Below are 24,530 nucleotides of genomic sequence, written 5' to 3' on the forward strand. Positions count from 1 at the left end.
CGGACGGGCGGATCCCCGGCCCGGCGCCGCTCGGGGGGTTGGGCGGGGCGCCGGGCCGGGGGGCTCGGTGGCGGTGGCTCAGGCCGCCGGGGCGGCGCTCTGCGCGGGGACCGGGTCCGGCCGCACCTCGGGGGTGGCGGGCGCGTCGGGCGCGCCGTGGGTGTCCACCAGCGTCCGCTCGTCGAACGGGATCGTGCCCGCCAGCACCTGCCGGGCCCGCTCGCGGTCGAACTCGCCCGTCCAGTGCCCGATCAGCACGGTGGCCACGGCGTTGCCCGCGAAGTTGGTCAGTGCCCGGGCCTCGGACATGAAGCGGTCGATGCCGACGATCAGGCCGACCCCGTCCACCAGCGCCGGCTTGTGCGACTGCAGTCCGCCCGCGAGGGTGGCCAGCCCGGCGCCGGTGACCCCGGCCGCGCCCTTGCTGGCGATCACCATGAAGACCAGCAGCGACAGCTGCTCGCCGATCGACATCGGCTTGTCCATCGCCTCGGAGATGAAGATCGAGGCCATCGTGAGGTAGATCGCGGTGCCGTCCAGGTTGAAGCTGTAGCCGGTCGGCACGGTGATGCCGACGACCGGGCGGCTGACGCCCAGGTGCTCCATCTTGGCGATCAGGCGGGGCAGCGCGCTCTCCGAGGACGAGGTGGAGAGGATCAGCAGGAACTCGCGGCCGAGGTAGCGCAGCAGGGTGAACACGTTCACCCCGGCGACCAGCCGCAGCAGCGTGCCGAGCACCACGACGACGAAGAGTCCGCAGGTGAGGTAGAAGCCGATCATGATCACGGCGAGGCTCTTCAGGGCGGCCGTGCCGGTCGCGCCGACCACCGCCGCCATCGCCCCGAAGGCGCCGACCGGCGCCACCCACATGATCATCGACATGACCCGGAACACCAGTCGCTGCACGTGCTCGATCCCGCGCAGCACCGGCGCCCCGGCGGTGCCCATCGCCTGGAGGGCGAAGCCGGCCAGCAGGGCGACCAGCAGGGTCTGCAGCACCTTGCCCTCGGTGAGGGCCGAGAACATGGTGGTCGGGATCATCCCGAGCAGGAAGTCGGCGGTGGACTGGGCGCCCCCGGCGGCCGCCTGGGCGTGTCCGGACTTGGCCAGCGCGGCGGTCAGGTGCAGCCCGCCGCCGGGCTCCAGCAGGTTGCCGACCAGCAGGCCGATGGCCAGGGCCACGGTCGACATGGCGAGGAAGTAGCCGAGGGCCAGTCCGCCGACCTTGCCGACCTTAGCCGCCTTGGTCACCGAGCCGATGCCCAGCACGATGGTGCAGAAGATCACCGGGCTGATCATCATCTTGATCAGATTGACGAAGCCGGTGCCGATCGGCTTCAGCTCCACCGCGAACGACGGTGCGGCCAAGCCGACCACCACGCCCGCGACCACCGCCACGATCACCGCGAGGTAGAGGTAGTGGGTGCGGTCCCGGCGTCTGCCTCCCGCCTGTGGCCCTGCTCCAGTGATCGACATCCGCGGCTCCTTCGCCTGCAGTCCTGGCGGCCCCGGGTGGTGGGCCGCTCCGACTATGGGCCGCGCCGTGACGGAGGTCACGTTTGCGTTCATAGAGTTCACACCCCGCCCGGGCCCGCGGCGGACCGGGCGGGGCCCGCGGGGGCCGGGCCGGGTTCCGGCGGTGGTGCACACTGTCAGGCATGTCCGCGCGCACCCTCCCCTCGCCGCGCCGGCCGGTGCGCAGCCTGGCCGGACAGCTCTTCGTCGTCCAGGTGGTGATCGTCGCCGCCGTGGTGGCCGGTGGCGCCGTGCTGGCCTACCTGTTCACCGCCGACCGCACGGAGGACGCCGCCCGCCGCCAGGTCACCGCCGTCGCCCGCTCGGTGGCCGACGCCCCGTCGGTGCGGGCGGCCGTCGCCGGGCCGGACCCGACCGCCGTCCTGCAGCCCTACGCCGAGCAGGTGCGGGTGGACACCGGGGTCTCCTTCATCACCGTGATGGACACCACCGGGGTGCGTTGGACGCACCCGCTGCCCGAGCAGATCGGCAAGACCTTCCTCGGGCACATCGACTGGGCGCTCGCCGGGGAGACCCGCAGCGAGACGTACACCGGCACGCTCGGGCCGTCGGTGCGGGTGGTCACCCCGGTCCTGGACGCGGACCACCGGGTGGTCGCGCTGGTCAGCGCCGGCATCACGGTGCAGTCCATCTCCGCGCAGCTGCGCGGGCCGCTGCTCGCGCTGGTCGGCGTCGCGGTGGCCGCGCTCGCCCTCGGCGGTCTCGGCACCTACCTCGCCAACTCCCGGCTGCGGCGGCACACCCACGGCATGGGGCCGGCCGAGCTCAGCCACCTCTACGAGTACCACCAGGCGACCCTGCACTCGGTGCGGGAGGGGCTGGTGCTGCTCGACCGCAAGCACCGGGTGGTGCTCTGCAACGACGCGGCCCGCGAACTCCTGTCGCTGGCGGGGGAGGTGGAGCGGCGGCCGATCGACGGGCTGGGGCTGCCGGCGGCCCTGGTGGCCGCCGTGCTCGGGCACGAGCCGGTCCGGGACGAGGTGCACCTCACCGCCGAGCGGGTGCTGGTGCTCAACACCTCCACCATCGGTACCGGCCTCGGCCGGGTCGTCACCCTCCGCGACCACACCGAACTGCAGTCGCTCACCGGCGAGCTGGACTCCGTGAAGAGCTTCACCGAGGCGCTGGGCGCGCAGGCGCACGAGGCCGCCAACCGGCTGCACGCCGTCGTCTCACTGATCGAACTCGGCCGCCACGAACAGGCGGTGGAGTTCGCCACCGCCGAACTCGAACTCGCCCAGCAGCTCACCGACCGCGTCGTCGCGGCCGTCGGTGAGCCGGTCCTGGCCGCCCTGCTGCTCGGCAAGGCGGCCCAGGCGGCCGAGCGGGGCGTGGAGTTGACGCTCACCGAGGACAGCCGGATCGACGACGGTGTGCTGCCGCCCGGGCTCGCCGCCCGCGACCTGATCACCGTCCTCGGCAACCTGCTCGACAACGCGGTGGACGCCGCGATCGCCGGCGCCGCCGGGCACCCGGACCAGCCCGAGGTCACCGTCACCGCCCGGGTCGACGGCGACCACCTGCTGCTGCGGGTCGCCGACACCGGCGCCGGGATCGACCCGGGCGCGGTGGACGACGTGTTCCGGCGCGGCTGGAGCACCAAGCAGGACGGCCACGGGCACGGCCTCGGGCTCGCCCTGGTCGCCCAGACCGCCCGGCGCAACGGCGGCACGGTCGAGGTCGGCCGGGACCGCGGCGCGGTGCTCACCGTCCGGCTGCCGCTCGCCCGCCGGCCCCGGCAGCCCGAGACGGCGGCGTCATGAACAGCCCATCGGACCGGCCCGAGATCTCCGTCCTGGTGGTCGAGGACGACCCGGTGGCCGCCGCCGCCCACACCCTGTACGTCGGGCGCGAGCCCGGCTTCCGCGCCGCCGGGACGGTGCACAGCTGCGCCGACGCGCTGCGCTTCCTGGACCGCGCCCGGGCGGCCGGCCGGCCCGTCGACCTCACCCTGCTCGACCTCTACCTGCCGGACGGCCACGGCCTCCAGCTCTGCGGCACGCTGCGCGCGGCCGGCCACACCACCGACGTCATCGCCGTCACCTCGGCCCGCGACCTCGCGATGGTCCGCCAGGCCGTCTCGGCGGGCGTGGTCCAGTACCTGCTGAAGCCGTTCGGCGCGGCCGCCCTGCACGACCGGCTGGAGCGCTACGCCCGCTACCGCGACACCCTGGGCCGCACCGGCGAGGCCACCGGCCAGGACGAGGTCGACCAGGCGCTCGCCCTACTGCGCACCCCCGAACGCACCGCCCTCCCCAAGGGGTTGAGCGCCCCCACACTGGACACCGTCGCCACCGTGCTGCGGGAGGCCCGCACCGGGATCTCCGCGGCGGCCGCCGGAACCGCCGCCGGCGTCTCCCGGATCACCGCCCGCCGCTACCTGGAACACCTCGTCGACACCGGCCTGGCGGCCCGCGAACCGCAGTACGGCAACGTCGGCCGCCCGGAGCTCTGCTACCGCTGGACGGGCGGCGGCGAGCGGAAGGGCGTCCCACCGGGACGAGCGTGATCCGCCCGTCGCCCTCGCCCGCCGGGGGCCGGCCCCCGATGGCGGCACCTAGCCGGCGGTCCTGACCGCTCGGGCGAGGTACTGGTCGTCGGTGTCGGTGTACCTGTCCAGGTGCCAGCCGGTGGCGGTCAGGAGGGGGCGGAGGTTGGGTTCGGCGCGGAGGTCGTCGGGGGTGAGCGCGCGGCCGTGGCGGGCGGCCAGGGCGGAGCGGCCGACGGGGTGGAAGAGGGCCAGCACGGCGCCGGGGCGGGTGACGCGGGCGAGTTCGCGCAGGGCGCGGTCCGGATCGTCGAGGTGGGAGATCAGCCCGGCGGCGAAGACGGCGTCGAGGGCGGCGTCCGGGAGCGGGAGACGGGCGCAGTCGGCGAGCAGCAGGGCCGCGGTGCCGGGGTGGTGGGCGCCGGCCTCGTGCAGCATCTCGGGGGTGACGTCGACGCCGAGCACCAGGCCGTCGGGGCCGACCGCCGCCCGCAGCGGGGGGAGGGCGCGGCCGGTGCCGCAGCCCGCGTCCAGGACGCGACCGCCCGGGAGCAGGCCGAGGGTGGCGACGGCGGCGTCGTACCGCGGGCCGTCGTCGGGGAACTTGGCGTCCCAGCCGGCCGCGCGGGAGGCGAAGAACGCGCGGGTGCGGGCCAGCTCGGCGGAGTGCTGGGCGTCGCGCCCGGCCGGGTCGGGGGCGCCGGGGGCGGGGGAGGGTGAGGGCGGCATGGGGGCGAGAGTAGCGCGCGGGCCGTAACCGGTGGGCGGTTCACTCGTTGGGGAGGCGGGCTCCGCGTCACCCGCTCGGGTGGTTCTCGCCTCCCGGAGCCCGTGAGACCAGGTCAGGGAAGTAAAGTTAGGCTTACCTAACTTTTTGGAGTCCGCCTTGACGCTCGCCGCCGTCCCCGCCACCGGGCCCGCTGCCGTCCCCGCCCAGGCCCCGGGCGACGCCATCCTGCGCCGCCAGCGCGTTCGCGAGTCCGCCGCCCGCACCTACGCCCGCTCGTTCCCGATCGTCCCGGTGCGCGCCCACGGCATGACGGTCGAGGGCGCCGACGGCCGCCGTTACCTGGACTGCCTCTCCGGAGCCGGCACGCTCGCCCTCGGTCACAACCACCCGGTGGTGCTGGAGGCGATCCGCCGCACCCTGGACAGCGGCGCGCCCCTGCACCTGCTCGACCTCGCCACCGCCGAGAAGGACGACTTCACCACCGCCCTGTTCGAGAGCCTGCCGCCGGAGTTCGCCCGACAGGCCCGGGTGCACTTCTGTGGGCCCGCGGGGACGGACGCCGTCGAGGCGGCGCTCAAGCTGATGCAGACCGCCACCGGCCGCTCCGGCGCCCTCGCCTTCACCGGCGCCTACCACGGCATGACGGCCGGGGCCCTGGCGCTGACCGGCAACGTCGCCGTCAAGGAACCCCTGCCGGGCGGCGGCGAGGTGGTCCGGCTGCCCTACCCGTACGGCTACCGCTGCCCGTTCGGCGTCGGCGGCGAGGCCGGCACCGAGCTCGCCGCGACCTACGCCGAGCGGCTGCTGGACGACCCCTCGGGCGGGGTGGTCCGGCCCGCCGCGATGATCCTGGAGGCGGTCCAGGGCGAGGGCGGCGTCGTCCCCGCTCCCGACGGCTGGCTGCGCGCGATGCGCCGGATCACCGCCGAGCGCGGCATCCCGCTGATCGTCGACGAGGTGCAGACCGGGGTCGGCCGCACCGGTGCGATGTGGGCGGTCGAGCACAGCGGGATCGTCCCGGACGCCATGGTGCTCTCCAAGGCGATCGGCGGCAGCCTGCCGCTCGCCGTCGTCGTCTACCGCGAGGAGTACGACCGCTGGCGGCCGGGCGCCCACACCGGCACCTTCCGCGGCAACACCCTCGCCATGGCGGCGGGCGCCGCCACTCTGCGGTACGTCGCCGCGAACGGCCTGGCCGCGCGGGCCGAGCTGGTCGGCGCCCGGATGGTCGAGCGGCTGCGGGCGCTGGCCGGTGAGCTGCCGGTGATCGGCGACGTGCGCGGGCGGGGGCTGATGCTGGGCGTCGAACTCGTCGACCCGGCCGCCGAACCGGACGCCTGCGGGGCCCGCCCGGCCGCGCCCGCGCTCGCCGTCAAGGTCCGGGAGGCCTGCCTGGCCCGCGGCCTGATCGTCGAACTCGGCGGCCGGCACGACGCCGTCCTGCGGCTGCTGCCGCCGCTCACCATCACCGACGAGCAGGCCGCCGCCGTGCTCGACCGCCTGGCCGACGCCATCGCGGCGGCTGCGGCGGGCGTACGGTGACGACCCCGGTCGAGCCCGGCCGCCCCGACCGGGAGCCCGCCCGCCTCGCCGCGGTGCCCGGAACCGCCCCGGCCCCCGCCCCCGACGCGCTGGCCGGTGGCGCCGGCGGCGGCGCGGCGCTCGCCCCGCTGGTCGCCGAGGTGCTGGCCGCGCTGGCCGCCGGAGCCGCCCGCCGGGCCGGTCCGCTGCCCGCCGGCCGACCCGGGGAGCTCGCCGCGCTGGCCCGCGCGGAGCTGGCCGACGCGCACGGCCCGCAGGCACTCGCCCGGCTCACCGAACTCCTCGCCCACGGCGCCGCCGACCCGGCCGACCCGTCCTGCGCCGCCCACCTGCACTGCCCGCCGCTGGCCGTCGCGGCCGCCGCCGACCTCGCGGTCAGCGCGCTGAACCCCTCGCAGGACTCCTGGGACCAGGCCCCCGCCGCGACGGCCCTGGAGACGGCGCTGATCACCGAGCTGGCCGCCCTGGTCGGCTACGACCCGGCCGGCGCGGCCGGGGTGCTCACCTCCGGCGGCACCGAGTCCAACCTGATGGGCCTGATGCTGGCCCGCGACCAGAAGCTCGACGGCATCGTCGAGCTGGAGGGGATCCCGGCCGGCGTCGAGCCGCGGATCATCGCCTCCCGCGCCGCGCACTTCTCCGTCCAGCGCGCCGCGGCGCTGCTCGGCCTCGGCGAACGCGCCGTCGTCCCCGTCCCCGTCGACCGCGACCAGCGGATGGACCCGGACGCGCTGGCGAGCGCCCTGGCCGGGGCGAGCTGGGCCGGACAGACCCCGATCGCCGTGGTGGCCACCGCCGGCACCACCGACACCGGTGCGATCGACCCGCTGCACGCCGCCGCCGACCTCGCCGCCCGCTACGGCGCCTGGCTGCACGTGGACGCCGCGTACGGGGGCGGCGCGCTGCTCTCGGACCGGCTCGCCCCGCTGCTCGACGGCATCGCCCGCGCCGACTCCGTCTCGCTCGACTGGCACAAGCTCGGCTGGCAGCCCGCCGCCGCCGGCATCTTCCTGGTCCGCCGTGCCGAGACCTATGTCTCGCTCGCCCGCCGGGCCGAGTACCTCAACCCGGCCGACGACGAACAGGCCGGCTACCCGAGCCTGTTGGGCCGCTCGCTGCGCACCACCCGGCGGGCCGACGCCTTCAAGATCGCCGTCACGCTGCGCACCCTCGGCCGCGCCGGGCTCGGCCGGCTGGTCGACGCCTGCCACCGGCTGGCGCTGGACGCCGCCGAGGCCGTCCGGGCGGAGCCGGCGCTGGAGCTGTACGCCGAACCCGTCCTGACCACCGTGCTGTTCCGCTACCTCCCGCCGGGCCGCCCGGGCGCCGGCGCCGCCGACCCGGCCACCGTGGACGCGCTCAACGGCGAGCTGCGCCGGGAGCTGCTGCGCACCGGCCGGGCCGTTGTCGGCCGGACCGAACTCCCGGGCGAGGGCCCCGGGCGGGTCCGGCTGAAGCTGACGCTGCTCAATCCGCACACCACCGCCGCCGAGGTCGGCGTCCTGCTGGGCCGGGTGGTGCGGGCCGGGCGGGACATCGCGGCCGGCTGACCGCCGCGGTCGACCGGTGGGCCCCGCGTCCGGCCGGCTGGTCCCCGCATCCGGCCGAATTGCCGAGGCAAAGACAAAGGCCTTTTCGGGAGCGGATGTTGGAGGAATGCACACTGGCGTGCCATGCTGTCCGGGGGATATTCGGCCGCCCCCGGAAAGCCTCCGTGGACATACCTTCCCGGAGGAGTACAGGCTGATTCCGGCCGCCTGGTGATCAGAATCCGCCAACCCCTCGGCAGGGCTTGCGGAGATCCCGAACGGCGGCGGTAACTTCATGTGGTCGCCGCCCCACCGGGAGCACACGGCTCCCCGGGGCAGGCCGCCTGACCAGGCGCGCGTCATCAGCATGCGGTGCCCCCACCCCCGACTCCGGGTGAACTCCGGCTGCCGTCATGCACTTCTGTGAATTCCCGGTAAAACCGCGTGAACCACCTGAAGCCAGTTCTGTGACCATTCCTGCGAAGCGGAGGCAAGGCATGCGCGAAACCCTCCCGGGTGAACGTGCCACACCCATCGATACGACCGGGTACGAGGCCCTTCCGTTCTCCGACCGCTGCCGCGAGATCTGGCGCCGCGGTGAGCACCTGCTCATCGGTGTCAGTCCCGGGAACAGCTATTTCAGTCACCGCCGAATCGCCGAACTCATCGGGTGGGGGCTGGAGTTCTTCGAGCGGATCGACATCGTCCACGCCGATCTGCATGTCGAGGCACAGTACGAGACCTTCGGTTACACCCCCGAACACGCGCACCGGCGGGCTGCCAAGGAGATCAAGGCCACCGCCCGCCGGATCGCCCGCGGCGTCGAGGAGGCCGGCCACCGCGACGCCGTCCGGGCGCACGCGCTCTCCGAGTTCACCGGCCACCCCGTCTACCGGCGGTTGCACCGGGAGGCCCTCGACGCCCTCCGCGCCGACCGGGACTTCGGCGCGGCCGCCGAGGCGATGGCGCGCGGCTTCCTGGCCGCCCGGCTGGACGAGGGGCTGGCGCCGAACGAGCCCCAACTGGCCGCCGGGCTCCGCTACATAGCCGCCGAGCTGCCGTTCTTCCTGGACACTCCGGCGCTGCTCGGCGTGCGCTCCTCGGTGAGCTGCTACCACCTCCAACTCCCGCTCACCCCAGTGCTGTTCGGTCGCTCGGAGGGTCTGCGGGCGGCGCCCGGCCAGGGCTACGCGGTGGTCCGCCCGGCCGCGCCGACGGCCGCCGCGGGCGCCGTCGCCGGGACCCGCGCGGCCTGACCGCACCCGACCTGACCGCGCCCGGCCTGACCCGTGCCCGACCTGACCCGTGCGGCCCGACCCGGCCGCGCCCGCACGTACCCGCGCCGCGCCCCGCACGTACCCGTGCCGCGGTCAGCCCGGCCGACCGCCCGCGCGCCCGTGCCCCGACCGGTGCCCGCACACCCGCCCCGCCCTCGTGGGGCCGCCCCCCGTACCCGCTGCCCGATTCCAGGGAGTACCCCCATGACCGACCTCACCTTCCCGCTCTCCCGCCGGGGCGACGTCCTGCCCGAGGAGGCGAACCGGCTGCGCGCCGCGCAGCCCGTCGCCCCGGTCCGCACCATGACCGGCGACCCGGCCTGGCTGGTCAGCAGCTACCCGCTGGCCAAGCAGGTGCTGGAGGACGAGCGCTTCAGCCTCAAGGACACCGCCAACCCCGGCGTTCCCCGCCAGTACGCGCTGACCATCCCGCCCGAGGTGGTCGACAACATGGGCAAGATCAACGGCGCCGGCCTGCGCAACGCCGTCATGAAGACCCTCTCGCCACGCGCGGACAAGGAGCTGGACGGCTGGCTGCAGGCCGAGGCGCACCGGTTGATCGACGCCCTGGTCGGCCAGGGCGCCCCGGCCGACCTGCGGGACGGCTTCGCCGAGCCCTACTCCGCCGCCCTGCACTGCCGGCTGCTCGGCCTGCCCGTCGAGGACTGGCGGCGGCTGATGGCGGGCATCGACGTCGCCTTCCTCACCAGCCCGGTGCCGTTCGAGGGCTCCGCGCCCAACTGGTACAAGGACCTCGGCTACGTGCGGGAGCGGCTCGCGGCGGAGCCGGCGCCCACCGAGGGCCTGCTGGGCCGGTTCGCCGAACTGCGGCGCTCGCCGGACGCCGCGGACCGGGTCGGCGACGAGCTGCTGGCCACCGTCGCGCTCTCGCTGTTCGGCGCGGGCGCCGTCTCCACCTCCTCGTTCCTGCTGCACGCCGTCATCCACCTGGCCCGGCAGCCCGAGCTGGCCGAGCGGCTGCGCCGGGAGCCCGCGCTGATCGGCCGGGCGGTGGACGAGCTGCTGCGGGTCAACCTGTCGATCGGCGACGCGCTGCCCCGGATCGCGCTGGCGGACGTCCGGGTAGGTGAGGTGCTGGTGAAGGCGGGGGAGCTGGTGCTGGTCCTGGTCGAGGGGGCGAACTACGACCCGGCCGTCTTCCCGGACCCGGAGCGGATCGACTTCGACCGGGTCGACAACCCGCACCTGGCCTTCGGCGCGGGCCGGCACTTCTGCCCCGCCTCGGCACTCGGCCGCACGCACGCCGAGATCGCCATCACGGCGCTGGTCGAGCGCCTGCCGGGCCTGCGGCTGGCCCTGCCGGTCGAGCAGCTGGCGTGGCGGCCCGGTTTCGTCAAGCGCCTGCCGGAGCGGCTCCCGGTGCTCTGGTAGCCGGTGCCGGCCGGGCCGGCGGTGCGGCCAGGCGGCCGTGCGGCCCGCAGGCCCGGCCAGCTTCTGGCCCCTACCGGCCGAACAGCACGGCGCGGGCGCGCTCCCAGCACTCCGGGTCGGCGGCGACCAGCAGGCCCTCCTCGCCGCCCGGGGCCTCCGGCCGGTAGGGCTTGCCGTCGAGCCGGGCGGAGACCCCGCCGGCCTCGGTGACCAGCAGCGAACCGGGCGCGTGGTCCCACGGCAGGGTGCGCCAGTAGAGGATGAAGTCCAGCGCGCCGTCGACGAGGTCCGGGTACTCGATCCCGGCCGCGTTGCGGCCCGGGGTGATCTCGCCGAAGCCGGCCGCGGCGTTCGCCTCCAGCGTCCGGCGCAGCTCCGGCTCCAGGAAGCGGCTCTTCAGCGAGCCGCGCCACTCGGTCGGCGGGCCGGCCGCGAGGGGCCTGGTCAGCCGCTCGCCGTTGCACCAGGCGCCGGAGCCGAGCTCGGCGGTGTAACAGGTGGCGGTGGCCGGCTGCCAGATCCAGGAGGCGACGGTCTGCCCGGACCGGACCAGCGAGGCCATCACGGCGTAGTCGGGGCGGCCGGCGATGAAGTTCGAGGTGCCGTCGACCGGGTCGACCAGCCAGGCGGCGGGCTCCGTGTGCAGGGCCAGCGCGAGCGACGGATCGGCGGACACGGCCTCCTCGCCGACCACCGGGACGGGCAGCAGCTCGCGCAGCCGCCGTTCGATGATCACCTCGGCCTCGCGGTCCGCGATCGTCACGACCTCGCCGGGGGCCTTCTCCATGACCTCGCCGGCTGCCAGCGCGCGGAACCGCGGCTCCACCACCTCGGCGCACGCCTCGGCGAGAATCTCCGCCACCCTGTCCATCAGCACGTTGCGCGCTCCCTTCGCTGGCTACCACTTTCGCACGTCAGTGCGGTGTTGACCTTCGCCAGCCCCCGGAGCGCCCGTCTCGGGCGCCGGGCGCCGGGCCGGGGGACGCGCTCCCGGTCCGCCGCCCGGCCGCCGTCAGCCGTCCTCGCCCAGGTAGTGGAAGCCCGGGCGGGGGTGCATCAGGAATTCGTGGTGCGAGATGTTCCACGCGTAGGCGCCGGCCATCGCGAAGAGCACCCGGTCCGCGGTCCGCAGGCCCCGCGCCGCCGGGGCGGCGTGCGCGAGGACATCCTTCGGGGTGCAGAGCTGCCCGGCCAGGGTGGCCCGGCCGGTGGTGACGGCCGGGCGCGGCCACGGGTGCGGCCAGGCGTCGACCGGCAGCACGGCGAACGGCTGGTCGTGCCCCCGGGTGGCCGGGGTGCGCAGGTGGTGGGTGCCGCCGCGGACCACCGCGAAGTCCGCGCCGTGGCTCTGCTTCACGTCCAGCACCTCGGTGGCGTACCAGCCGCAGTACGCGGTCAGCGCGCGGCCCGGCTCGATCCGCAGGGTCGGCCCCGGGTGGCGCTCCAGCAGCTTCGCCAGGCCCTCGCCGAAGGCCGTCCAGTCGAAGCGGGCCCGGGGGTCCGCGTAGTCGACTGCCATGCCGCCGCCCACGTTGACCTCCGCCAGCGCGAACCCGTGCCGCCGGGCCGTGCGGGCCGACCACTCGACGATCTGCCCGGCGACGGCGAGCTGCTCCGCCGCCGCCAGCCCGCTCGCCAGGTGGGCGTGCACGCCGCGCAGCCTCAGCCGGGGGAGCAGCGGGCCGAAGGGCCCGAGCGGGTCGGTCAGCAGCCGGGCGCAGGCCTCGGCGCGGTCCGGGTCCAGCCCGAACGGGGTCGGGCGGCCGCCCATCGCGAGCGCCACCGTGTCCAGCGCGCCCGCGCCCACCGGCAGGTTGACCCGCAGCAGGACGTCCACCGCGGCGTCCGGCCGGTCGGTCAGGGCGGCGGCGAGCCGGTACAGCTCCTGCTCGCTCTCGACGTGCCAGCGGTGCACCCCGGCGTCCAGGGCGGCCACGATCTCGGCGGGCGTCTTGCCCGGTCCGCCGAAGGCCAGCGGCGCGTCCGGGACGGCCTGCCGCACGTGGTCCAGCTCGCCGCCGCTGGAGACCTCGTAGCCGTCGACGGCGGCCCGCAGCGCGGCCAGCACGGGCGCCTCCGGGTTGGCCTTGGCGGCGTAGTACAGCTCGACGCGGGCGGGCAGCGCGGCCCGGACGGCGGCGGCGTGCGCACGCAGCGCCGCCAGGTCGTAGACGTACGCGGGCAGCGCCTCCGGGGCGAGCGCGGCGACGTGCCGGCGGACGGCGTCGGTCATCGGTGACTCCAGGTGGGGACGGCGGCGGTCGGGCGGCGGGCGGGCCTGCGCCGCACCCGGTCGGCGGTCGGGGGGCGGGCGGGGCTCACCGGCTGCTCCAGGCCGGCGTGCGGGCGGCCGGCAGGCGCAGCCGCGCGGCCTCCGCCAGGACGGAGCCGGCCAGCGGCGAGGGCAGCCGGACGTAGCCCGCCTCGCGGTCGGGGCGGCGCTCCCAGCGGGTGAGCAGATTCGCCTTGGCGGGCAGCGGCACCCCGGCCAGCAGGGCACGCAGCCGGGGCGGGCGGCCGTGCGCGTCGGCGTACTCCTGCAGGGTGTCCCGGACGGCCTCCCACAGGGCGCCCTCCGCCTCCGGGTGGCGGTCGGCGAGCGCGGCCAGCAGCTCGGCGACGTGGTTGACCAGCAGGCAGTAGACCACCCGGTCCCAGCCGCGCTCGGCGTCGTAGGCCATCGGGCCGGCCACCTCCGGCGGCAGCGCGGCGAGCAGCGCGGCATTGCGGTCGGGGACGAGCTTGGTGCCCTCCAGGTCGCGGAAGAGCACCTGGGCGGGCCGCCCGGCGGCGTCGACGCCGATCAGCACGTTCTGCAGGTGCGGTTCCAGCACCACGCCGTGGTCGAAGTAGGCGGCGAGCACCGGCGGGACGAGCAGCCGCAGGTAGTCCGTCCACCAGGCGAGCGCCTCGCGGGCGTCGGCGTCCCCGCCGAGCAGCCGCGAGATGTGCGCGGAGCTGGTCGGGTGCTCGTCGGCGACGGCGGCGGCCAGCAGCGGGGTGACGCCGGGCCGCAGCACCCCGGCGAAGCCCTCGCGGACGATCAGGCCCAAGCCCTCGTACAGGGCCCGGTCGGGGAGGCCGTCCGCGCCCGGCAGGGCCAGCGTGCGGAAGGCCGGTTCGCGCAGCATCGCGGCGTTCGGGTACCGCTCGGCGAGGTCGCCCAGCGCGGGGGCCAGCAGCCGGGTCAGCGCGACGGCGCCGGTCAGCTCGTACGCCGCGTTCTTGCGCAGGCAGTTGGTGATCCGCACGTTGAGGCTGAACTTCAGGAACGCGCCCGCGCCGTGCAGCGTGCGCACCGAGGCGGTCGCGGCGAAGGGCTCACCGCCGGGCCCGAGGTCCACGACGTCCCCGCGCTCCAGGGCGCCGCGCAGCAGCGGGTGGTCGGCGAGGAGTTCGTACTGCCAGGGGTGGACGGGCAGCAGCCGGTAGCCGACCGGGGCCCGGCCCAGGCCGTCCAGCAGCGCCGTCGCCGAGGCGTCCAGCGAGGACTCCGCGATCAGCTCCCGCCGCACGGCGAGGTGCCGCAGCCGGAACGCGGCGCGCGACTCGGGGGCGTAGGCGCGCCAGTCGCCGCGCTCGGCCGAGCGGGACTTGGGCGCGGGGTGGAAGCGGTGGCCGAACAGCAGGGCCTGCTCGGACTCCAGGTAGCGGTCCGGGCCCGGGGCCGGCCGGTTCTCCAGCCCGGCGCGCACGCCCGCGTGACTGGACGCCAGCTGGTCGAGGAACTCCTCGTTCACCGTGCCGGTGCGCAGCTCCAGCTCGTCCTGGACGTGCCCGGCGAGCTCCCGCCAGGCCAACGGGACCCAGCCCGCGGCCCGTTCCTCCTCGACCGGGCCGGTGAAGCGGTGCGCGCCGAGCAGCGAGGTGCGGCGCAGCGCGACCCGGAGCAGGACGCCCCGGCGGGGCAGGCGCAGCAGCAGCCGACCGTCGGTGACCGCGGTCTGGTGTTCCGGTCCCGAGACCTCCCGCAGCAGGCAGTTGAGCAGGGTGTGGGCGACCGCGTCGTCGGGGGTGGGCAGTTCGTGGTCGGTCAGGTCGTGTGTCATCGGCGACTACTCCAGCGGATGCGGGTCGGGAAGACGAGTGTGGCGGCCGCGGTGGCGGCCAGCAGTGCGGCGGCGGTGCCGACCAGCACGGGGGCGGCGGCGCCGAAGCGGCCGTTGGCCAGCGCGGCGACGGCGCCGGCGGCCACCGCGCCGCCCTTGGAGACGAATTCGAGGGTGCCGAACATCCGCCCCGGTGCCCGGCCGCGGGCGGCCTCGGCGGCCAGCACGGAGAGGCAGACCAGGCCGAGGGTGAGCCCGGCCCCGAGCAGCAGCCGGACGGCGACGAACGCCACCAGCGAGTGCGCGGCGGCGTGCCCGGCGAGGCCGAGCGCGACGAAGCCGAAGCCCAGCGCGATGCCGGCGTGCGGGCGGGCGAGGAAGGCGGTGTGCGTACGGGCGGCGAACGCCAGGTAGCACAGGTGCGGCAGGGCGAACAGGATGCCGGTCGTCGTGCCCGAGACCCCGGGCAGCCGCTCCTGCGCCAGGGATATCAGATAGGGGAACGAGATGACGGTGGCGAAGACGAACACGAACTCGAAGGTGTAGAGCAGGCCGATCGGGGCGGGTCGGGCGGCCGCGGCGCTGGGGGCCCGGTCGCTGCCGGTGTCGGTACTGGTGTCGGTGGCCGAACCGCCGCCGCCCCGGGCGGCCGGGTCGGGCTCCGGCAGGAGCGACAGGAACAGGGCCGCGGTCAGCGGCAGGACGGCCATCAGCAGGTACTGCCGGTGCGGGTCGATCCACGGGGAGAGCGCGCCGACCAGGATCGGCGCGGCGACCAGCGCGGCCCGGGCGCTGCCCTGCATCAGGGTCAGCGCGAGGGAGAGCTTCGAGCCGTCCAGGGCGGCCGCCAGGTAGCCGTTGGTGGCGGCGAAGGTGCCGCCGAGGAAGCCCTGGAGGACGAGCGCGAGCGTGAACGCGGGCAGGCTGTCGGCGGCGCCGGCCAGCAGGAACGAGACGGTGAGGCCGAGTTGGGCGCGGAGCAGCAGCCGTTTGCGGCCGAACCGGTCGGCGAGCCGGCCCCAGAGCGGGGCACCGAGGGCGCTGAACACGGTCGGGACGATGTAGAGCACGCCCGCCCAGCGGCCCTGCGGGTCGCCGAGGGCCGGGAGGATGGCCGTCAGGTACGGCGGCAGGCCGAGGGCGGCGAAGGAGGCGACGAAGTAGCAGGCGGCCACCGCGTGCACCTGGCGCCGGCCGAGCCCCTCGGGGCGGGCGGTGCTGCCGGGGTGCTGTGGCAGGGTGTCGACGCTCATCGGGTGGCCCCGGCGCCGCCCGCCGGTGCTGCCGCGACGGCGTCCGGGCGGAGGTAGTTGGGCCCGTCGGTGTAGTGCTTGTTGATGTCGGCGGCGCCCGAGCGCTGCTTGGTGAGCAGGGTCCCGGCGGTCACCATCGCCTTGACCGGCAGTCGCTCGGCGTCCAGCAGGGCGGCGCGCAGAGGTGCGCCGGCCGGACCGATCCGTTCGGTGGCCTCCACCAGCCGTCTGCGCAACAGGTCGAGCAGGTCGCCCAGTTCGGCGCGGCCGTGGGCGGCGAGGCCGAACGCCAGGGAGCCGGTGCAGAGGTGGCCGGTGATGGTGGCGAAGAGGTCGGTCAGCGGCCGGTCGCCGTCGCCGAAGATCCGGGCGTCGTCGAACTCCGCCCGGCCGGGGCCGTGTTCGCCCAGCGTGGCGGCGAGCCGGCCGGCGTGGATCCGCGGCCCGTCGTCGTCCTTGTAGAGCAGCCGCAGGCCGCCGTCCTCGTCGAACACCACCGAGGTGTTCTGCTGGTGGGACTCCAGCGCGATGCCGTAGCCGAAGAGCGTGGCCTGCCAGTCGAGCAGCAGGTCCAGCAGGGCGTCGTAGAGGGCGACCGGGTCGCCGCCGTGGAAGCGGTCGGCCAGGTGGTCGATCACCAGGCGTCCGCCGGGGGCGGGGGCCAGCAGGGCGGCCAGCGGGACGGTCACGGCGCGGTCCAGGCCGGCGTCGGCGGGGTAGCGGCGGAGCAGCACGGCGAGCAGTTCGTGGCCGGCGTGGGCCCAGCTCTGCTCGTCGGCGTGCAGGATCCGGTCGGCGAAGCGGGGTTCGCGGGCCAGCACGGCCTCGATCAGCCGCTGCCCGGCGGCGCCGTCGACCAGCGTCCCCGGCTTGATGGTGCGGCGGTTGAGCCGGCCCAGGGTGGCGGTGGCGAGCGGGAGTTTGAGGTGGTGGCCGGGGTCGTCGGCGACGGCCACGGTGCGCATGGAGAGGGTGGGCACGACGGTCAGGTAGGGCCGGTCGGCGAGGACCGCGCGGCCGTCGAGGCCGGCCGCCCGCAGTGCCCCGGCGAGCGGCTCGCCCACCGTGAGCGGGTGCACGGGCAGGGTGGTCCAGGCGTCGTCACCGCCCGCCAGGTCGAGGCCGAGCCAGCTCGGGGTGGGCCACCAGCTGGGCAGCGGCCGGTCGCCGTGCACGGTGAGGGCACCGGCCGGGACGGCGAGCCAGCGCAGTTCGAAGGCCGGGTGGAACTCCGGTGCGTAGGCGCGCAGCTGCGGCTCGGTGAGACCGGAGCGGCCGCGGGCGGTGGGGTAGACCGGGTGGTCGAGGTGGGCGGCCAGGGCGTCGTGCCCCAGGGCGGCGGCGGGGCCGCTCCAGCGGGCCGGGTCCGCGCCGTAGAGGTCGGTGAGGGCGGTGTGCACCTCGGCCCGGGTGCGCTCGTGCAGCTCCATGGTGGCGAGGGTCTGCCGGCACTCCTCGGTGAACGCCGCCCAGCCGGGCCGGTCCGCCGCCTCGGCGAGGCCGGTCAGGGCCGCCAGGACGGCTTCCAGACCGGTCAGCGGGGCGCCGTCCAGCTCCAGCAGCGGGAGCCGGGCCGCGTACTCGCTCTGGAAGCCCTCGGCGACCACCGGCAGGGCGAGGCCGGCCGGGGCCAGCAGCAGCCAGCGGCCGTCCGCGCGGTCCTGCGGGGTGCTGCGGGTCCGCAGCCCGAGCACGTCCTCGCGCAGCAGCGCGGAGAGTACCCGCAGCGCCAACTGCTCGGCGGCGGTGGGGGTGCCGGGCCCGGCGTCGCACGGCGGGGCGGGGCGGGTGGCGGCGCTCACGGGGTGATCTCCCAGCGGTTGGCCGCGACGAAGCGGGCGACGGCGGCGTCCACGGCCTGCTGGTCGGTGCCGACGGCCCAGATCACGCCGAGGTAGTCGCGGTTGGTGTGGTGGAGCTCGTGGCGCTCACCGAGCGGGCGGACCGGCTGGTAGCTGAGCCGGACGCCGTCGCGCTCCTCGTGGTGCGGGCCGGGCGCGGCGGTGAGGGTGCCGGCCCGGTCCGCGCAGACCGCCTCGTTGCGGGCCCGCTTCGCGGTGGCCGCGCAGTGCTCCGTGAGGCCTTCGGGCAGCTCACGGCCGAGGTGCGCGGCGAGGATGTGCTCGAACAGCGGGATGTCGAGGATCTCGGCGAGCATCAGGTCGCACTGGTCGCCGATGGCACGGTAGTTGACCTCGATGATGCGCGCCCGGCCGTCCGGCTGCACGACGAACTCGGTGTGGCAGGCGCCGAGTCCGACGCCGACGGCGTCCAGCTGCGCGAGGATCTGATCGACCACCGGCCGCGGGTGGTCGGGGACGAACTCCAGCATCTCCTCGATGAAGTGCGGGGGAGCGGAGAGTCTGGTCCGCAGCCCGCCGAGGACGTGCCGCCGCTTCCCGTCGCCGAGCGTCTCCAGGGTGCACAACTGCCCGTCCAGGAACTCCTCGACGACCAGCGCCGCGCCGGGCCGCCGCCGCTGGATCTCGGCGCAGCGCAGCTCCAGCTCCGCGCGGTCGCCGACCAGCGAGACGTCCTCGCTGGCGACGCCCTCGCGCGGTTTCACCACGGCCGGGAAGGGGACGTCGAACTCCCGCAGCGCGGAGGGGTCCTGGCCGGGGTCGAGCTCGAAGGAGCGGACGGCGTCCAGGCCGGCGGCGGTCAGGTGGCGGCGCAGCTCGCCCTTGTTCTTGGCCCGCAGGGCCGCCTTCCAGTCCTTGGCCGGCAGCCCGAAGTACTCGGCGGCCAGGGCGGTCTGGGTCTGCAGGTGGTCGCTGTTGCTGAACACCGCGTCGGGGGCCTCCCGCCGGGAGATCAGCCCGATCACCTCGCGGAAGTCCCGGACGTCGCACTCCACCACCTCCGGCGCGGACGCCAGCGCGGCGTAGGCGTCCCGGTGCGGCTCGGCGTGGTCGGTGAGCACCGTGACGTCGAGCCCGAGCCGTGCGGCGGCCGGGAGGAAGCCCTGGGTGACCGAGTCGGTGGGGTTGAGGGCGAGCAGGTAGAGCCGCATGTCGGGTCTCTCCGTGACGGGGGCGAGGGGCGAGGGGCGAGGGGCGAGGCCTGGGGCCGGGCGGCCGGGCGACCGGGCGGGCGGCCACGCGGGGCGCGTGGCGCGGGGCGGGGCGGTGGGCCCCCGCCCCGCGCACCCGGGGCGGGCGGCTACTTGGGCGCGTCGACGCCGGCGGCCTTGGCGATGTCACCGAGCATGGCCTCGGCGGCCTGGACGCCGATGCCGGACATCCAGGTCTCGTCCGGCACGTTGAACACCTTGGCGTTCTTGACGGCGTTCAGGCCCTGCCAGACCGGCGTGCCCTGGACCTCGCTCTGCTTGGTCTTGGTCGGGTCGTCGGCGACGGTGACGAAGACCAGGTCGGCGTCGGCCTGGTTGATCTGCTCGGCGCTCACCTCGATGATGTTCTGGTCCACGTCCTGGGCGGCCGGGCGGCTCAGGCCGACGTCCTTCAGCACCACGCCGCTGTAGGAGGCCTTGGCGTAGAGGCGGGTCGGGCCGGCCACGAAGCGGACCACCGAGGCGGTCGGCTCGGTGCCGCCGTTCTTGGCCTTGATCGCCTCGCCGAGCCTGGCCGCGCGGGCCTCGTAGTCGGTCAGCGCCTTCTTGGCCTCGGCCTCCTTGCCGAGGGCCTGGGCGTAGAGGGCGAGGTTCTCCTTCCAGGGGAAGCCGGTGGTCTCGGCGAGCACGGTCGGCGCGATGGCGTTGAGCTTGTCGTAGACCTTGGCGTGCCGGACCTTCGAGGAGAGGATCAGGTCGGGCTTGAGGGAGGCGATCAGCTCCAGGTTCGGCTCGGCCATCGGGCCGACGTCCTTGGTGTCCTTGATCTTGTCCTTGAGGTAGTTCGGGAAGCCGCCCTCGGTCTTCATGTGCGGGGACACCGCGCCGACCGGGGTGATGCCGAGCAGGGTGACGTCGTCCAGCTCGCCGCTGTCCAGCACCACGACGCGCTTGGGCTGGGCCTTGATCTCCGCGGTGCCGGCGGCGTGCGTGACACTGCGCGGGAAGCCGGCCGCGGCGGGGGCGGACGCGGCGTCCCCGGCGGGCTCGGCGCTGTCGCCGCCGTTGCTGCCGCAGGCGGCGAGGAGCGTGGTGGAGAGTGCGGCGGCGAGGACGGCGGCGGGGACTCTGCGGGCGCGGGCGGAGCGGGTCATGACGGTTCCTTCTCTTCGGTGCGGGGGTGCCGGACGGTGCCGGCGGGGTGCGGCGGGGCGGCGGCGCGGTCCACGGGTGAGCGGGGCCGGCCGCGGGGTGGTCGGGCGGGTCAGCGGGCGGCGGCCCGCCCGGTCCGGGCTCGCGGGACGACCAGCGGGGTGCCGGTCTCCGGGTCGGGCACGACCTGGCACGGCACCTGGAAGACGGCCTCCACCAGGTCGGCGGTCAGCACCTCGGCGGGCGGTCCGGCGGCGGCCAGCCGGCCGTCCTTGAGGACGACCAGGTGGTCCGCGTAGCGGGCGGCCTGCCCGAGGTCGTGCAGCACCATGACGACGGTGCGGCCGGCCTCGGCGTGCAGGTCGGCGACCAGGTCGAGGACGTCCAGCTGGTGCCGGAGGTCCAGGAAGGTGGTGGGCTCGTCGAGCAGCAGCAGGTCGGTGTCCTGGGCGAGCGCGAGCGCGATCCAGGCGCGCTGGCGCTGGCCGCCGGAGAGCCGGTCCACCTGCTGGTCGCGCAGGTCGGTGGTGCCGGTGCGGGCCAGCGCGTCCTCGACGGCGGCCTGGTCGGCCTTGGACCAGGGGGTGAGCAGCCGCTGGTGCGGGAAGCGGCCGAGCCGGACCAGCGCCTCGACGGTGATCGCCTCGGGGGTGACGGGCTGCTGCGGGAGCAGGCCCATCCGCTTGGCGAGCGCCCGGGCGGACATCCGGTGGATGTCCGAGCCGTCCAGGGTGACGGTGCCGGCGGCCGGGCCGAGCAGCCGGACCAGGCCGCGCAGCAGGGTCGACTTGCCGCAGGCGTTCGGGCCCACGATCGCGGTGACGGCGCCGCCGGGCAGCTCCAGGTCGAGGCCGTCGACGATCACCCGGTTGCCGTAGCGCAGGTGCAGGCCGTGGGCGGCGAGGCGGTTGCCCGCCGGGTCGGGGGCCGTGGAGGGGGTCGCCACGTCGGGGGTCATCGGTCGCTCCTCTGAGGAAGCCGGCCCTGGCGGATCATCAGCGCCAGGAGCCAGGGCGCGCCGAGGGTGGCGGTGACGGCACCGACCGGCAGGCCGTGGACGGGGATCACATGGAGCACCAGGAGGTCGGCGGAGAGCAGCAGCACGGCGCCGGCGAGCGCGGTGAGGCCGAGCGTGCCGAGGGTGGGCGGTCCGGCCAGCAGGCGGACCAGGTGCGGGACGGCGAGCGCCACGAAGGCGACCGGTCCGGTGAGCGCGGCGGCCAGCGAGGCCAGCGCGATGGAGAGCAGCAGCAGGACGAGCCGGTCGCGGTTCGGGTTCAGGCCGAGGCCGCCGGCCGAGTCGTCGCCGAGGTCGAGCACGGCGACCCGTCGCTGGCTGAGCACCACGGCGACGACGGTGAGCGCGATGGCGGTGCCGCCGATCCAGACCTCGGTCCAGTCCCGTCCGTAGAGCGAGCCGGTGGTCCACTGCATCGCCGAGGAGGCCAGCTCGGCGGGGAACCGGACGATCATCAGGTTCACCGCCGCGGCCAGGCCCTGCTGGACCGCCAGGCCGACGAGCACCAGCCGGGTGACGGCCATCCGCGACCGCCAGGCGAAGCCGCCGAGCAGCAGGGCGGCGAGCAGCCCGCCGCCGAGCGCGGCGAGCGGGATCAGCTCCTGCGAGGCGCCGGTGGCGAGCATCAGCACCGCGCCGAACGATGCGCCGCCGGTGACGCCGATGGTGTCGGGGGAGGCCAGGGGGTTGCGGAAGAGCCGTTGCAGCATCGAGCCGGCCACCGCGAGCGCGGCGCCCGCGATCAGGGCGGAGACCACCCGGGGTGCCCGGAACTCCTGCACCACCAGCACGTTCCCGGCGTCGCCGAGCCCGACCAGGGCGCGCAGCGCCTCCCAGACCGACATCTCGACCTGGCCGGTGCCGAGCGCGATCCCGGTCAGCAGGACCAGCAGGGCGGCGGCGAGCAGCGACCAGGCGGCGGTGCGGGCCCGGCGCCGGGCCGCCGTGCCGACGGCGGTGGCGGGCACCGCCGGGGTCAGGACGCTCATCGGGCCACCTTCCGGGCCAGCACCGCGAGCAGCGGCGCGCCGAGGAAGGCCGTCACGATGCCGACCTCGATCTCGGACGGCCGGGCCACCAGCCGGCCCAGCACGTCGGCCGCGAGCAGCAGCAGCGGACCGGTGATCAGGCAGCCCGGCAGCAGCCAGCGGTGGTCGTTTCCGAGCAGCGGCCTGACCAGGTGCGGCGCCGCCAGCCCGACGAAGGCGATCGGTCCGGCGACGGCGACGGCGCTGCCGGCCAGCAGGACGACGGTCAGACCGCCGAGCACCCGGATCCTGGCCACCGGCACGCCGAGCGCCTGGGCGCTCTCGTCGCCGAGGGCGAGCGCGTTGAGCGAGGGGGCCACGGCGAACGCGCCGACCAGCCCGAGCGCCAGGAACGGCAGCAGGGGCGTCAGGGTGTCCAGGTGGCGCCCGGCGATGGAGCCGGCCAGCCAGAACCGCGCCTCGTCCAGCGTGCGGTGACTGGCCAGCATCAGTGCCGAGGTCCAGGAGGTGAGCACCACGGTGAGCACGGTGCCGCCGAGGGCCAGCCGGACGGGGTCGAGGTCGCCGCCCCGGCGGGACATCGCGTAGGCGGCCACCGCGGCGACGGCCGCGCCGGCGAAGGCGAACCAGAGGTACTCGACCGGCCGGGTGAGGCCGAGGGCGTAGATCGCGGCGACCACGGCGAAGCCCGCGCCCGCGTTGATCCCCAGCGTGACGGGTGAGGCGAGCGGGTTGCGGGTGACGCCCTGGGCGACCGCGCCGGCGGCGCCGAGCGCCGCCCCGATCGTCAGCCCGATGACCGTCCGGGGGACCCGAAGGCCCGTCACCACGTCGGCGTCGCCGCCGTGCCCGGCGCCGGTCAGAGCGTCGATCACGGTGGAGAGCGGGATGGAGCGGGAGCCGAGAGCGAGGCTCAGCGCGGCGCACAGCACGAGCGCGCAGACGCCGGCGGCCAGCAGGAGCGGCCGCCGTAGCGTCGGATGTCGGGGGACCGCCGGGGCCGTGGCGGCCGGCGGGTCGGTTCTCAGCACAGGGCGAGATCTTAGGTTAGGCAATCCTTATCTCGTCAAGTCCTGGCGACTTGGTACGGACCAGGCCGAGTTCGGCCCCCGTGGCGCGCGTACCGCGTATAAGGTGAGGCTCACCTTAGCCGATCTCGGGGAGTACCGATGATCTTGGGGGCCACACCCGTGCCCGCCGCCCCATGCGCCCCTTGTCCTCTCTACGCGGACTACCGGCGGCTGCTGGACCTCGCCCCGGCCCTGCGGGTCGACGTGCTCGGCGCGGTCGAGGCCGCGCCCACACGTGCTCAGGGCTGGTACTCCGCCGTCGAGCTGGCGGCGGATCCGACCGCGCTGGCCGACGCGCTGGCCGGTGAGGAGGCCCGGATCGCCGCCGAGCACGGCAAGGCCCCGCGCCCCCACGTCACCGCCTCCCGGCTGCTGCACCACTACCTCTGGTCGGTCTGCGTCCTGATCGCCGGCCCCTGGCACCTCGCCCGCCGGGTCCCCGTCATCGACGGCGCGGACCTCTGGATGCACGCCCCCACGGGTGACTTCGCACTCCGTCCACGCGCTCACAGCACGCTGCCGGGCGACGACGAACTGCGCGCCGAACTGCGCGCCTCCGTCGTCACCCACGTCGAGCCGCTGCTCACCGCCTTCTCGGGCGCCACCCGGCGCGGCACCCGCGCCCTGTGGGGCATGGTGACGGACGATCTGGCCTCCGCCGTCTGGTACCTCGGCCGGATGCTCGGCGAGGAGTCCGCCGCCGTCGCGGCCGCCGGAGCGGTGCTGCCCGGCGGCACCCAGCCGCTGCTCGGCGCCGCCGACTTCCGCCTCCTGCGCGGCGAGGACGGGCGCGGCCACCCGACCCGCACCCGGCTCGGCTGCTGCCTCTACTACGCGATCCGGCCGGACTCCGCCTGTATCACCTGCCCCCGGACGCCGGACGAGGAGCGGCTGCGGCGGCTCTGAGGCGGGCGCCCCCGGCCCCCGGGCTGAGGGGATGTCAGGTGCCCGGATAGGCTCGCCCGATGATCGATTCGACGATGCGGGTGCGGGTCGCCCGCCCCTCCCGGGACCTCGCCGCCGCCGAGCGGTTCTACGTCGACGGCCTGGGGCTCGACGTCCTCTGGCGCACCACCGAGCGGGTGTCCGGCGAGCACGACCTGATCATGGTCGGCCCGGCCGGCGGCAGCTGGCACTTCGAGCTCACCCGCGACCCGGAGCACCCGCTGGAGCCGACGCCGACCGTGGACGACCTCTTCGTCGTCTACCTGGGCGCGCCGGTCGACGAGGCCGCCGTGGCCAGGCTGGAGGCCGCCGGCGGCACCCGGGTCGCCGCGCACAACCCGTACTGGGACGAGTACGGCGTGACCGTCGCAGACCCGGACGGGTACCGGCTGGTGCTCTGCAGCCGGACCTGGGGCGCCTGACCCCGCCTGCCGGGTCCGGGCGTCGCCGCCGGAGTGGGAAGTCGGCCCGGCCGACTTCCCACTCCATGAGCGCCGTTGCTCCCGACTCGCCCCGGCCTCGGCGGCCCGGCCGGTCTCCCCGGGCC

At 75.7% G+C, this 24,530-nt stretch carries 20 protein-coding genes; 8 read left to right on the forward strand and 12 right to left on the reverse strand.

Annotation, left to right across the window (positions count from 1 at the left end):
• Nucleotides 1-78: 78 nt before the first annotated feature.
• Complete coding sequence (locus ABZ497_RS10185; RefSeq protein WP_359804251.1) at nucleotides 79-1,476, reverse strand: cation:dicarboxylase symporter family transporter; 1,398 nt, start codon at nucleotides 1,474-1,476, stop codon at nucleotides 79-81.
• A gap of 182 nt (nucleotides 1,477-1,658) precedes the next feature.
• Between ABZ497_RS10185 and ABZ497_RS10190 the strand changes: the two genes are divergently transcribed.
• Both ABZ497_RS10190 and ABZ497_RS10195 read left to right on the forward strand, forming a co-directional pair.
• On the forward strand, nucleotides 1,659-3,299 hold the full coding sequence (locus tag ABZ497_RS10190) for a sensor histidine kinase (RefSeq protein ID WP_359804252.1): 1,641 nt from the start codon (nucleotides 1,659-1,661) through the stop codon (nucleotides 3,297-3,299).
• Nucleotides 3,296-4,045, forward strand: coding sequence for a response regulator (locus ABZ497_RS10195; RefSeq protein WP_359804253.1), 750 nt, complete (start codon nucleotides 3,296-3,298; stop codon nucleotides 4,043-4,045). Before ABZ497_RS10190 ends, ABZ497_RS10195 begins: the two co-directional genes overlap by 4 nt.
• A 48-nt stretch (nucleotides 4,046-4,093) precedes the next feature.
• Here the strand turns inward: ABZ497_RS10195 and ABZ497_RS10200 are convergent, their stop codons facing one another.
• Complete coding sequence (locus ABZ497_RS10200; protein WP_359804254.1) at nucleotides 4,094-4,753, reverse strand: methyltransferase domain-containing protein; 660 nt, start codon at nucleotides 4,751-4,753, stop codon at nucleotides 4,094-4,096.
• 157 nt (nucleotides 4,754-4,910) lie between these two features.
• Between ABZ497_RS10200 and ABZ497_RS10205 the strand changes: the two genes are divergently transcribed.
• From ABZ497_RS10205 to ABZ497_RS10220, 4 genes are all read left to right on the forward strand, one after another.
• Nucleotides 4,911-6,296, forward strand: coding sequence for a diaminobutyrate--2-oxoglutarate transaminase (locus ABZ497_RS10205; protein ID WP_359804255.1), 1,386 nt, complete (start codon nucleotides 4,911-4,913; stop codon nucleotides 6,294-6,296).
• Nucleotides 6,293-7,846, forward strand: a complete 1,554-nt coding sequence (locus tag ABZ497_RS10210; protein WP_359804256.1) for a pyridoxal-dependent decarboxylase — start codon at nucleotides 6,293-6,295, stop codon at nucleotides 7,844-7,846. The genes ABZ497_RS10205 and ABZ497_RS10210 overlap by 4 nt, the downstream gene beginning before the upstream one ends.
• Nucleotides 7,847-8,322: 476 nt before the next feature.
• Nucleotides 8,323-9,081, forward strand: coding sequence for a tRNA-dependent cyclodipeptide synthase (locus ABZ497_RS10215; RefSeq protein WP_359804257.1), 759 nt, complete (start codon nucleotides 8,323-8,325; stop codon nucleotides 9,079-9,081).
• Nucleotides 9,082-9,306: 225 nt separating this feature from the next.
• Nucleotides 9,307-10,494 (forward strand): cytochrome P450, encoded by a 1,188-nt coding sequence (locus ABZ497_RS10220; protein ID WP_359804258.1) that lies wholly within the window; start codon nucleotides 9,307-9,309, stop codon nucleotides 10,492-10,494.
• A 70-nt stretch (nucleotides 10,495-10,564) separates the two neighbouring features.
• On the opposite strand, the gene ABZ497_RS10225 is transcribed toward ABZ497_RS10220, so the two are convergent.
• The 10 genes from ABZ497_RS10225 to ABZ497_RS10270 form a co-directional block, all read right to left on the reverse strand.
• Nucleotides 10,565-11,365, reverse strand: coding sequence for an inositol monophosphatase (locus ABZ497_RS10225; protein WP_329492330.1), 801 nt, complete (start codon nucleotides 11,363-11,365; stop codon nucleotides 10,565-10,567).
• 141 nt (nucleotides 11,366-11,506) lie between these two features.
• Nucleotides 11,507-12,727, reverse strand: a complete 1,221-nt coding sequence (locus ABZ497_RS10230; RefSeq protein ID WP_359804259.1) for a type III PLP-dependent enzyme — start codon at nucleotides 12,725-12,727, stop codon at nucleotides 11,507-11,509.
• An 85-nt stretch (nucleotides 12,728-12,812) separates the two neighbouring features.
• A complete protein-coding gene (locus ABZ497_RS10235) occupies nucleotides 12,813-14,543 on the reverse strand; it encodes an IucA/IucC family protein (protein ID WP_359804260.1) in 1,731 nt (576 codons plus the stop codon).
• Nucleotides 14,540-15,796, reverse strand: coding sequence for an MFS transporter (locus tag ABZ497_RS10240; RefSeq protein WP_359804261.1), 1,257 nt, complete (start codon nucleotides 15,794-15,796; stop codon nucleotides 14,540-14,542). The genes ABZ497_RS10235 and ABZ497_RS10240 overlap by 4 nt, the downstream gene beginning before the upstream one ends.
• Nucleotides 15,793-17,529 (reverse strand): IucA/IucC family protein, encoded by a 1,737-nt coding sequence (locus ABZ497_RS10245; protein ID WP_359804337.1) that lies wholly within the window; start codon nucleotides 17,527-17,529, stop codon nucleotides 15,793-15,795. The genes ABZ497_RS10240 and ABZ497_RS10245 overlap by 4 nt, the downstream gene beginning before the upstream one ends.
• Before the next feature lie 65 nt (nucleotides 17,530-17,594).
• On the reverse strand, nucleotides 17,595-18,809 hold the full coding sequence (locus ABZ497_RS10250; RefSeq protein WP_359804262.1) for an ATP-grasp domain-containing protein: 1,215 nt from the start codon (nucleotides 18,807-18,809) through the stop codon (nucleotides 17,595-17,597).
• Nucleotides 18,810-18,958: 149 nt separating this feature from the next.
• Nucleotides 18,959-19,963, reverse strand: a complete 1,005-nt coding sequence (locus ABZ497_RS10255) for an iron-siderophore ABC transporter substrate-binding protein (RefSeq protein ID WP_359804263.1) — start codon at nucleotides 19,961-19,963, stop codon at nucleotides 18,959-18,961.
• Between the two features lie 110 nt (nucleotides 19,964-20,073).
• Complete coding sequence (locus ABZ497_RS10260; protein ID WP_359804264.1) at nucleotides 20,074-20,919, reverse strand: ABC transporter ATP-binding protein; 846 nt, start codon at nucleotides 20,917-20,919, stop codon at nucleotides 20,074-20,076.
• Nucleotides 20,916-21,968, reverse strand: coding sequence for an iron ABC transporter permease (locus ABZ497_RS10265; RefSeq protein ID WP_359804265.1), 1,053 nt, complete (start codon nucleotides 21,966-21,968; stop codon nucleotides 20,916-20,918). The genes ABZ497_RS10260 and ABZ497_RS10265 overlap by 4 nt, the downstream gene beginning before the upstream one ends.
• Nucleotides 21,965-22,927 (reverse strand): iron ABC transporter permease, encoded by a 963-nt coding sequence (locus ABZ497_RS10270; RefSeq protein WP_329492333.1) that lies wholly within the window; start codon nucleotides 22,925-22,927, stop codon nucleotides 21,965-21,967. Before ABZ497_RS10270 ends, ABZ497_RS10265 begins: the two co-directional genes overlap by 4 nt.
• Nucleotides 22,928-23,137: 210 nt before the next feature.
• Between ABZ497_RS10270 and ABZ497_RS10275 the strand changes: the two genes are divergently transcribed.
• Complete coding sequence (locus ABZ497_RS10275; protein ID WP_359804266.1) at nucleotides 23,138-23,944, forward strand: (2Fe-2S)-binding protein; 807 nt, start codon at nucleotides 23,138-23,140, stop codon at nucleotides 23,942-23,944.
• Nucleotides 23,945-24,003: 59 nt separating this feature from the next.
• Nucleotides 24,004-24,405: a VOC family protein gene (locus ABZ497_RS10280; RefSeq protein WP_329490531.1), complete on the forward strand. Its 402-nt coding sequence runs from the start codon at nucleotides 24,004-24,006 to the stop codon at nucleotides 24,403-24,405.
• Nucleotides 24,406-24,530 lie beyond the last annotated feature (125 nt).

It is taken from the genome of Kitasatospora sp. NPDC005751 (assembly GCF_040630835.1).
Taxonomy (GTDB): Bacteria; Actinomycetota; Actinomycetes; order Streptomycetales; family Streptomycetaceae; genus Kitasatospora.

Excerpts from the sequence above, each read along its gene's own strand:
- ABZ497_RS10190 (WP_359804252.1), top strand. The coding sequence starts at position 1,659 with ATGTCCGCGCGCACCCTCCCCTCGCCGCGCCGGCCGGTGCGCAGCCTG.
- ABZ497_RS10225 (WP_329492330.1), bottom strand. The coding sequence starts at position 11,365 with ATGGACAGGGTGGCGGAGATTCTCGCCGAGGCGTGCGCCGAGGTGGTG.
- ABZ497_RS10260 (WP_359804264.1), bottom strand. The coding sequence starts at position 20,919 with ATGACCCCCGACGTGGCGACCCCCTCCACGGCCCCCGACCCGGCGGGC.
- ABZ497_RS10240 (WP_359804261.1), bottom strand. The coding sequence starts at position 15,796 with ATGAGCGTCGACACCCTGCCACAGCACCCCGGCAGCACCGCCCGCCCC.
- ABZ497_RS10280 (WP_329490531.1), top strand. The coding sequence starts at position 24,004 with ATGATCGATTCGACGATGCGGGTGCGGGTCGCCCGCCCCTCCCGGGAC.
- ABZ497_RS10230 (WP_359804259.1), bottom strand. The coding sequence starts at position 12,727 with ATGACCGACGCCGTCCGCCGGCACGTCGCCGCGCTCGCCCCGGAGGCG.
- ABZ497_RS10265 (WP_359804265.1), bottom strand. The coding sequence starts at position 21,968 with ATGAGCGTCCTGACCCCGGCGGTGCCCGCCACCGCCGTCGGCACGGCG.
- ABZ497_RS10255 (WP_359804263.1), bottom strand. The coding sequence starts at position 19,963 with ATGACCCGCTCCGCCCGCGCCCGCAGAGTCCCCGCCGCCGTCCTCGCC.
- ABZ497_RS10200 (WP_359804254.1), bottom strand. The coding sequence starts at position 4,753 with ATGCCGCCCTCACCCTCCCCCGCCCCCGGCGCCCCCGACCCGGCCGGG.
- ABZ497_RS10235 (WP_359804260.1), bottom strand. The coding sequence starts at position 14,543 with ATGACACACGACCTGACCGACCACGAACTGCCCACCCCCGACGACGCG.
- ABZ497_RS10220 (WP_359804258.1), top strand. The coding sequence starts at position 9,307 with ATGACCGACCTCACCTTCCCGCTCTCCCGCCGGGGCGACGTCCTGCCC.
- ABZ497_RS10185 (WP_359804251.1), bottom strand. The coding sequence starts at position 1,476 with ATGTCGATCACTGGAGCAGGGCCACAGGCGGGAGGCAGACGCCGGGAC.
- ABZ497_RS10250 (WP_359804262.1), bottom strand. The coding sequence starts at position 18,809 with ATGCGGCTCTACCTGCTCGCCCTCAACCCCACCGACTCGGTCACCCAG.
- ABZ497_RS10215 (WP_359804257.1), top strand. The coding sequence starts at position 8,323 with ATGCGCGAAACCCTCCCGGGTGAACGTGCCACACCCATCGATACGACC.
- ABZ497_RS10195 (WP_359804253.1), top strand. The coding sequence starts at position 3,296 with ATGAACAGCCCATCGGACCGGCCCGAGATCTCCGTCCTGGTGGTCGAG.
- ABZ497_RS10275 (WP_359804266.1), top strand. The coding sequence starts at position 23,138 with ATGATCTTGGGGGCCACACCCGTGCCCGCCGCCCCATGCGCCCCTTGT.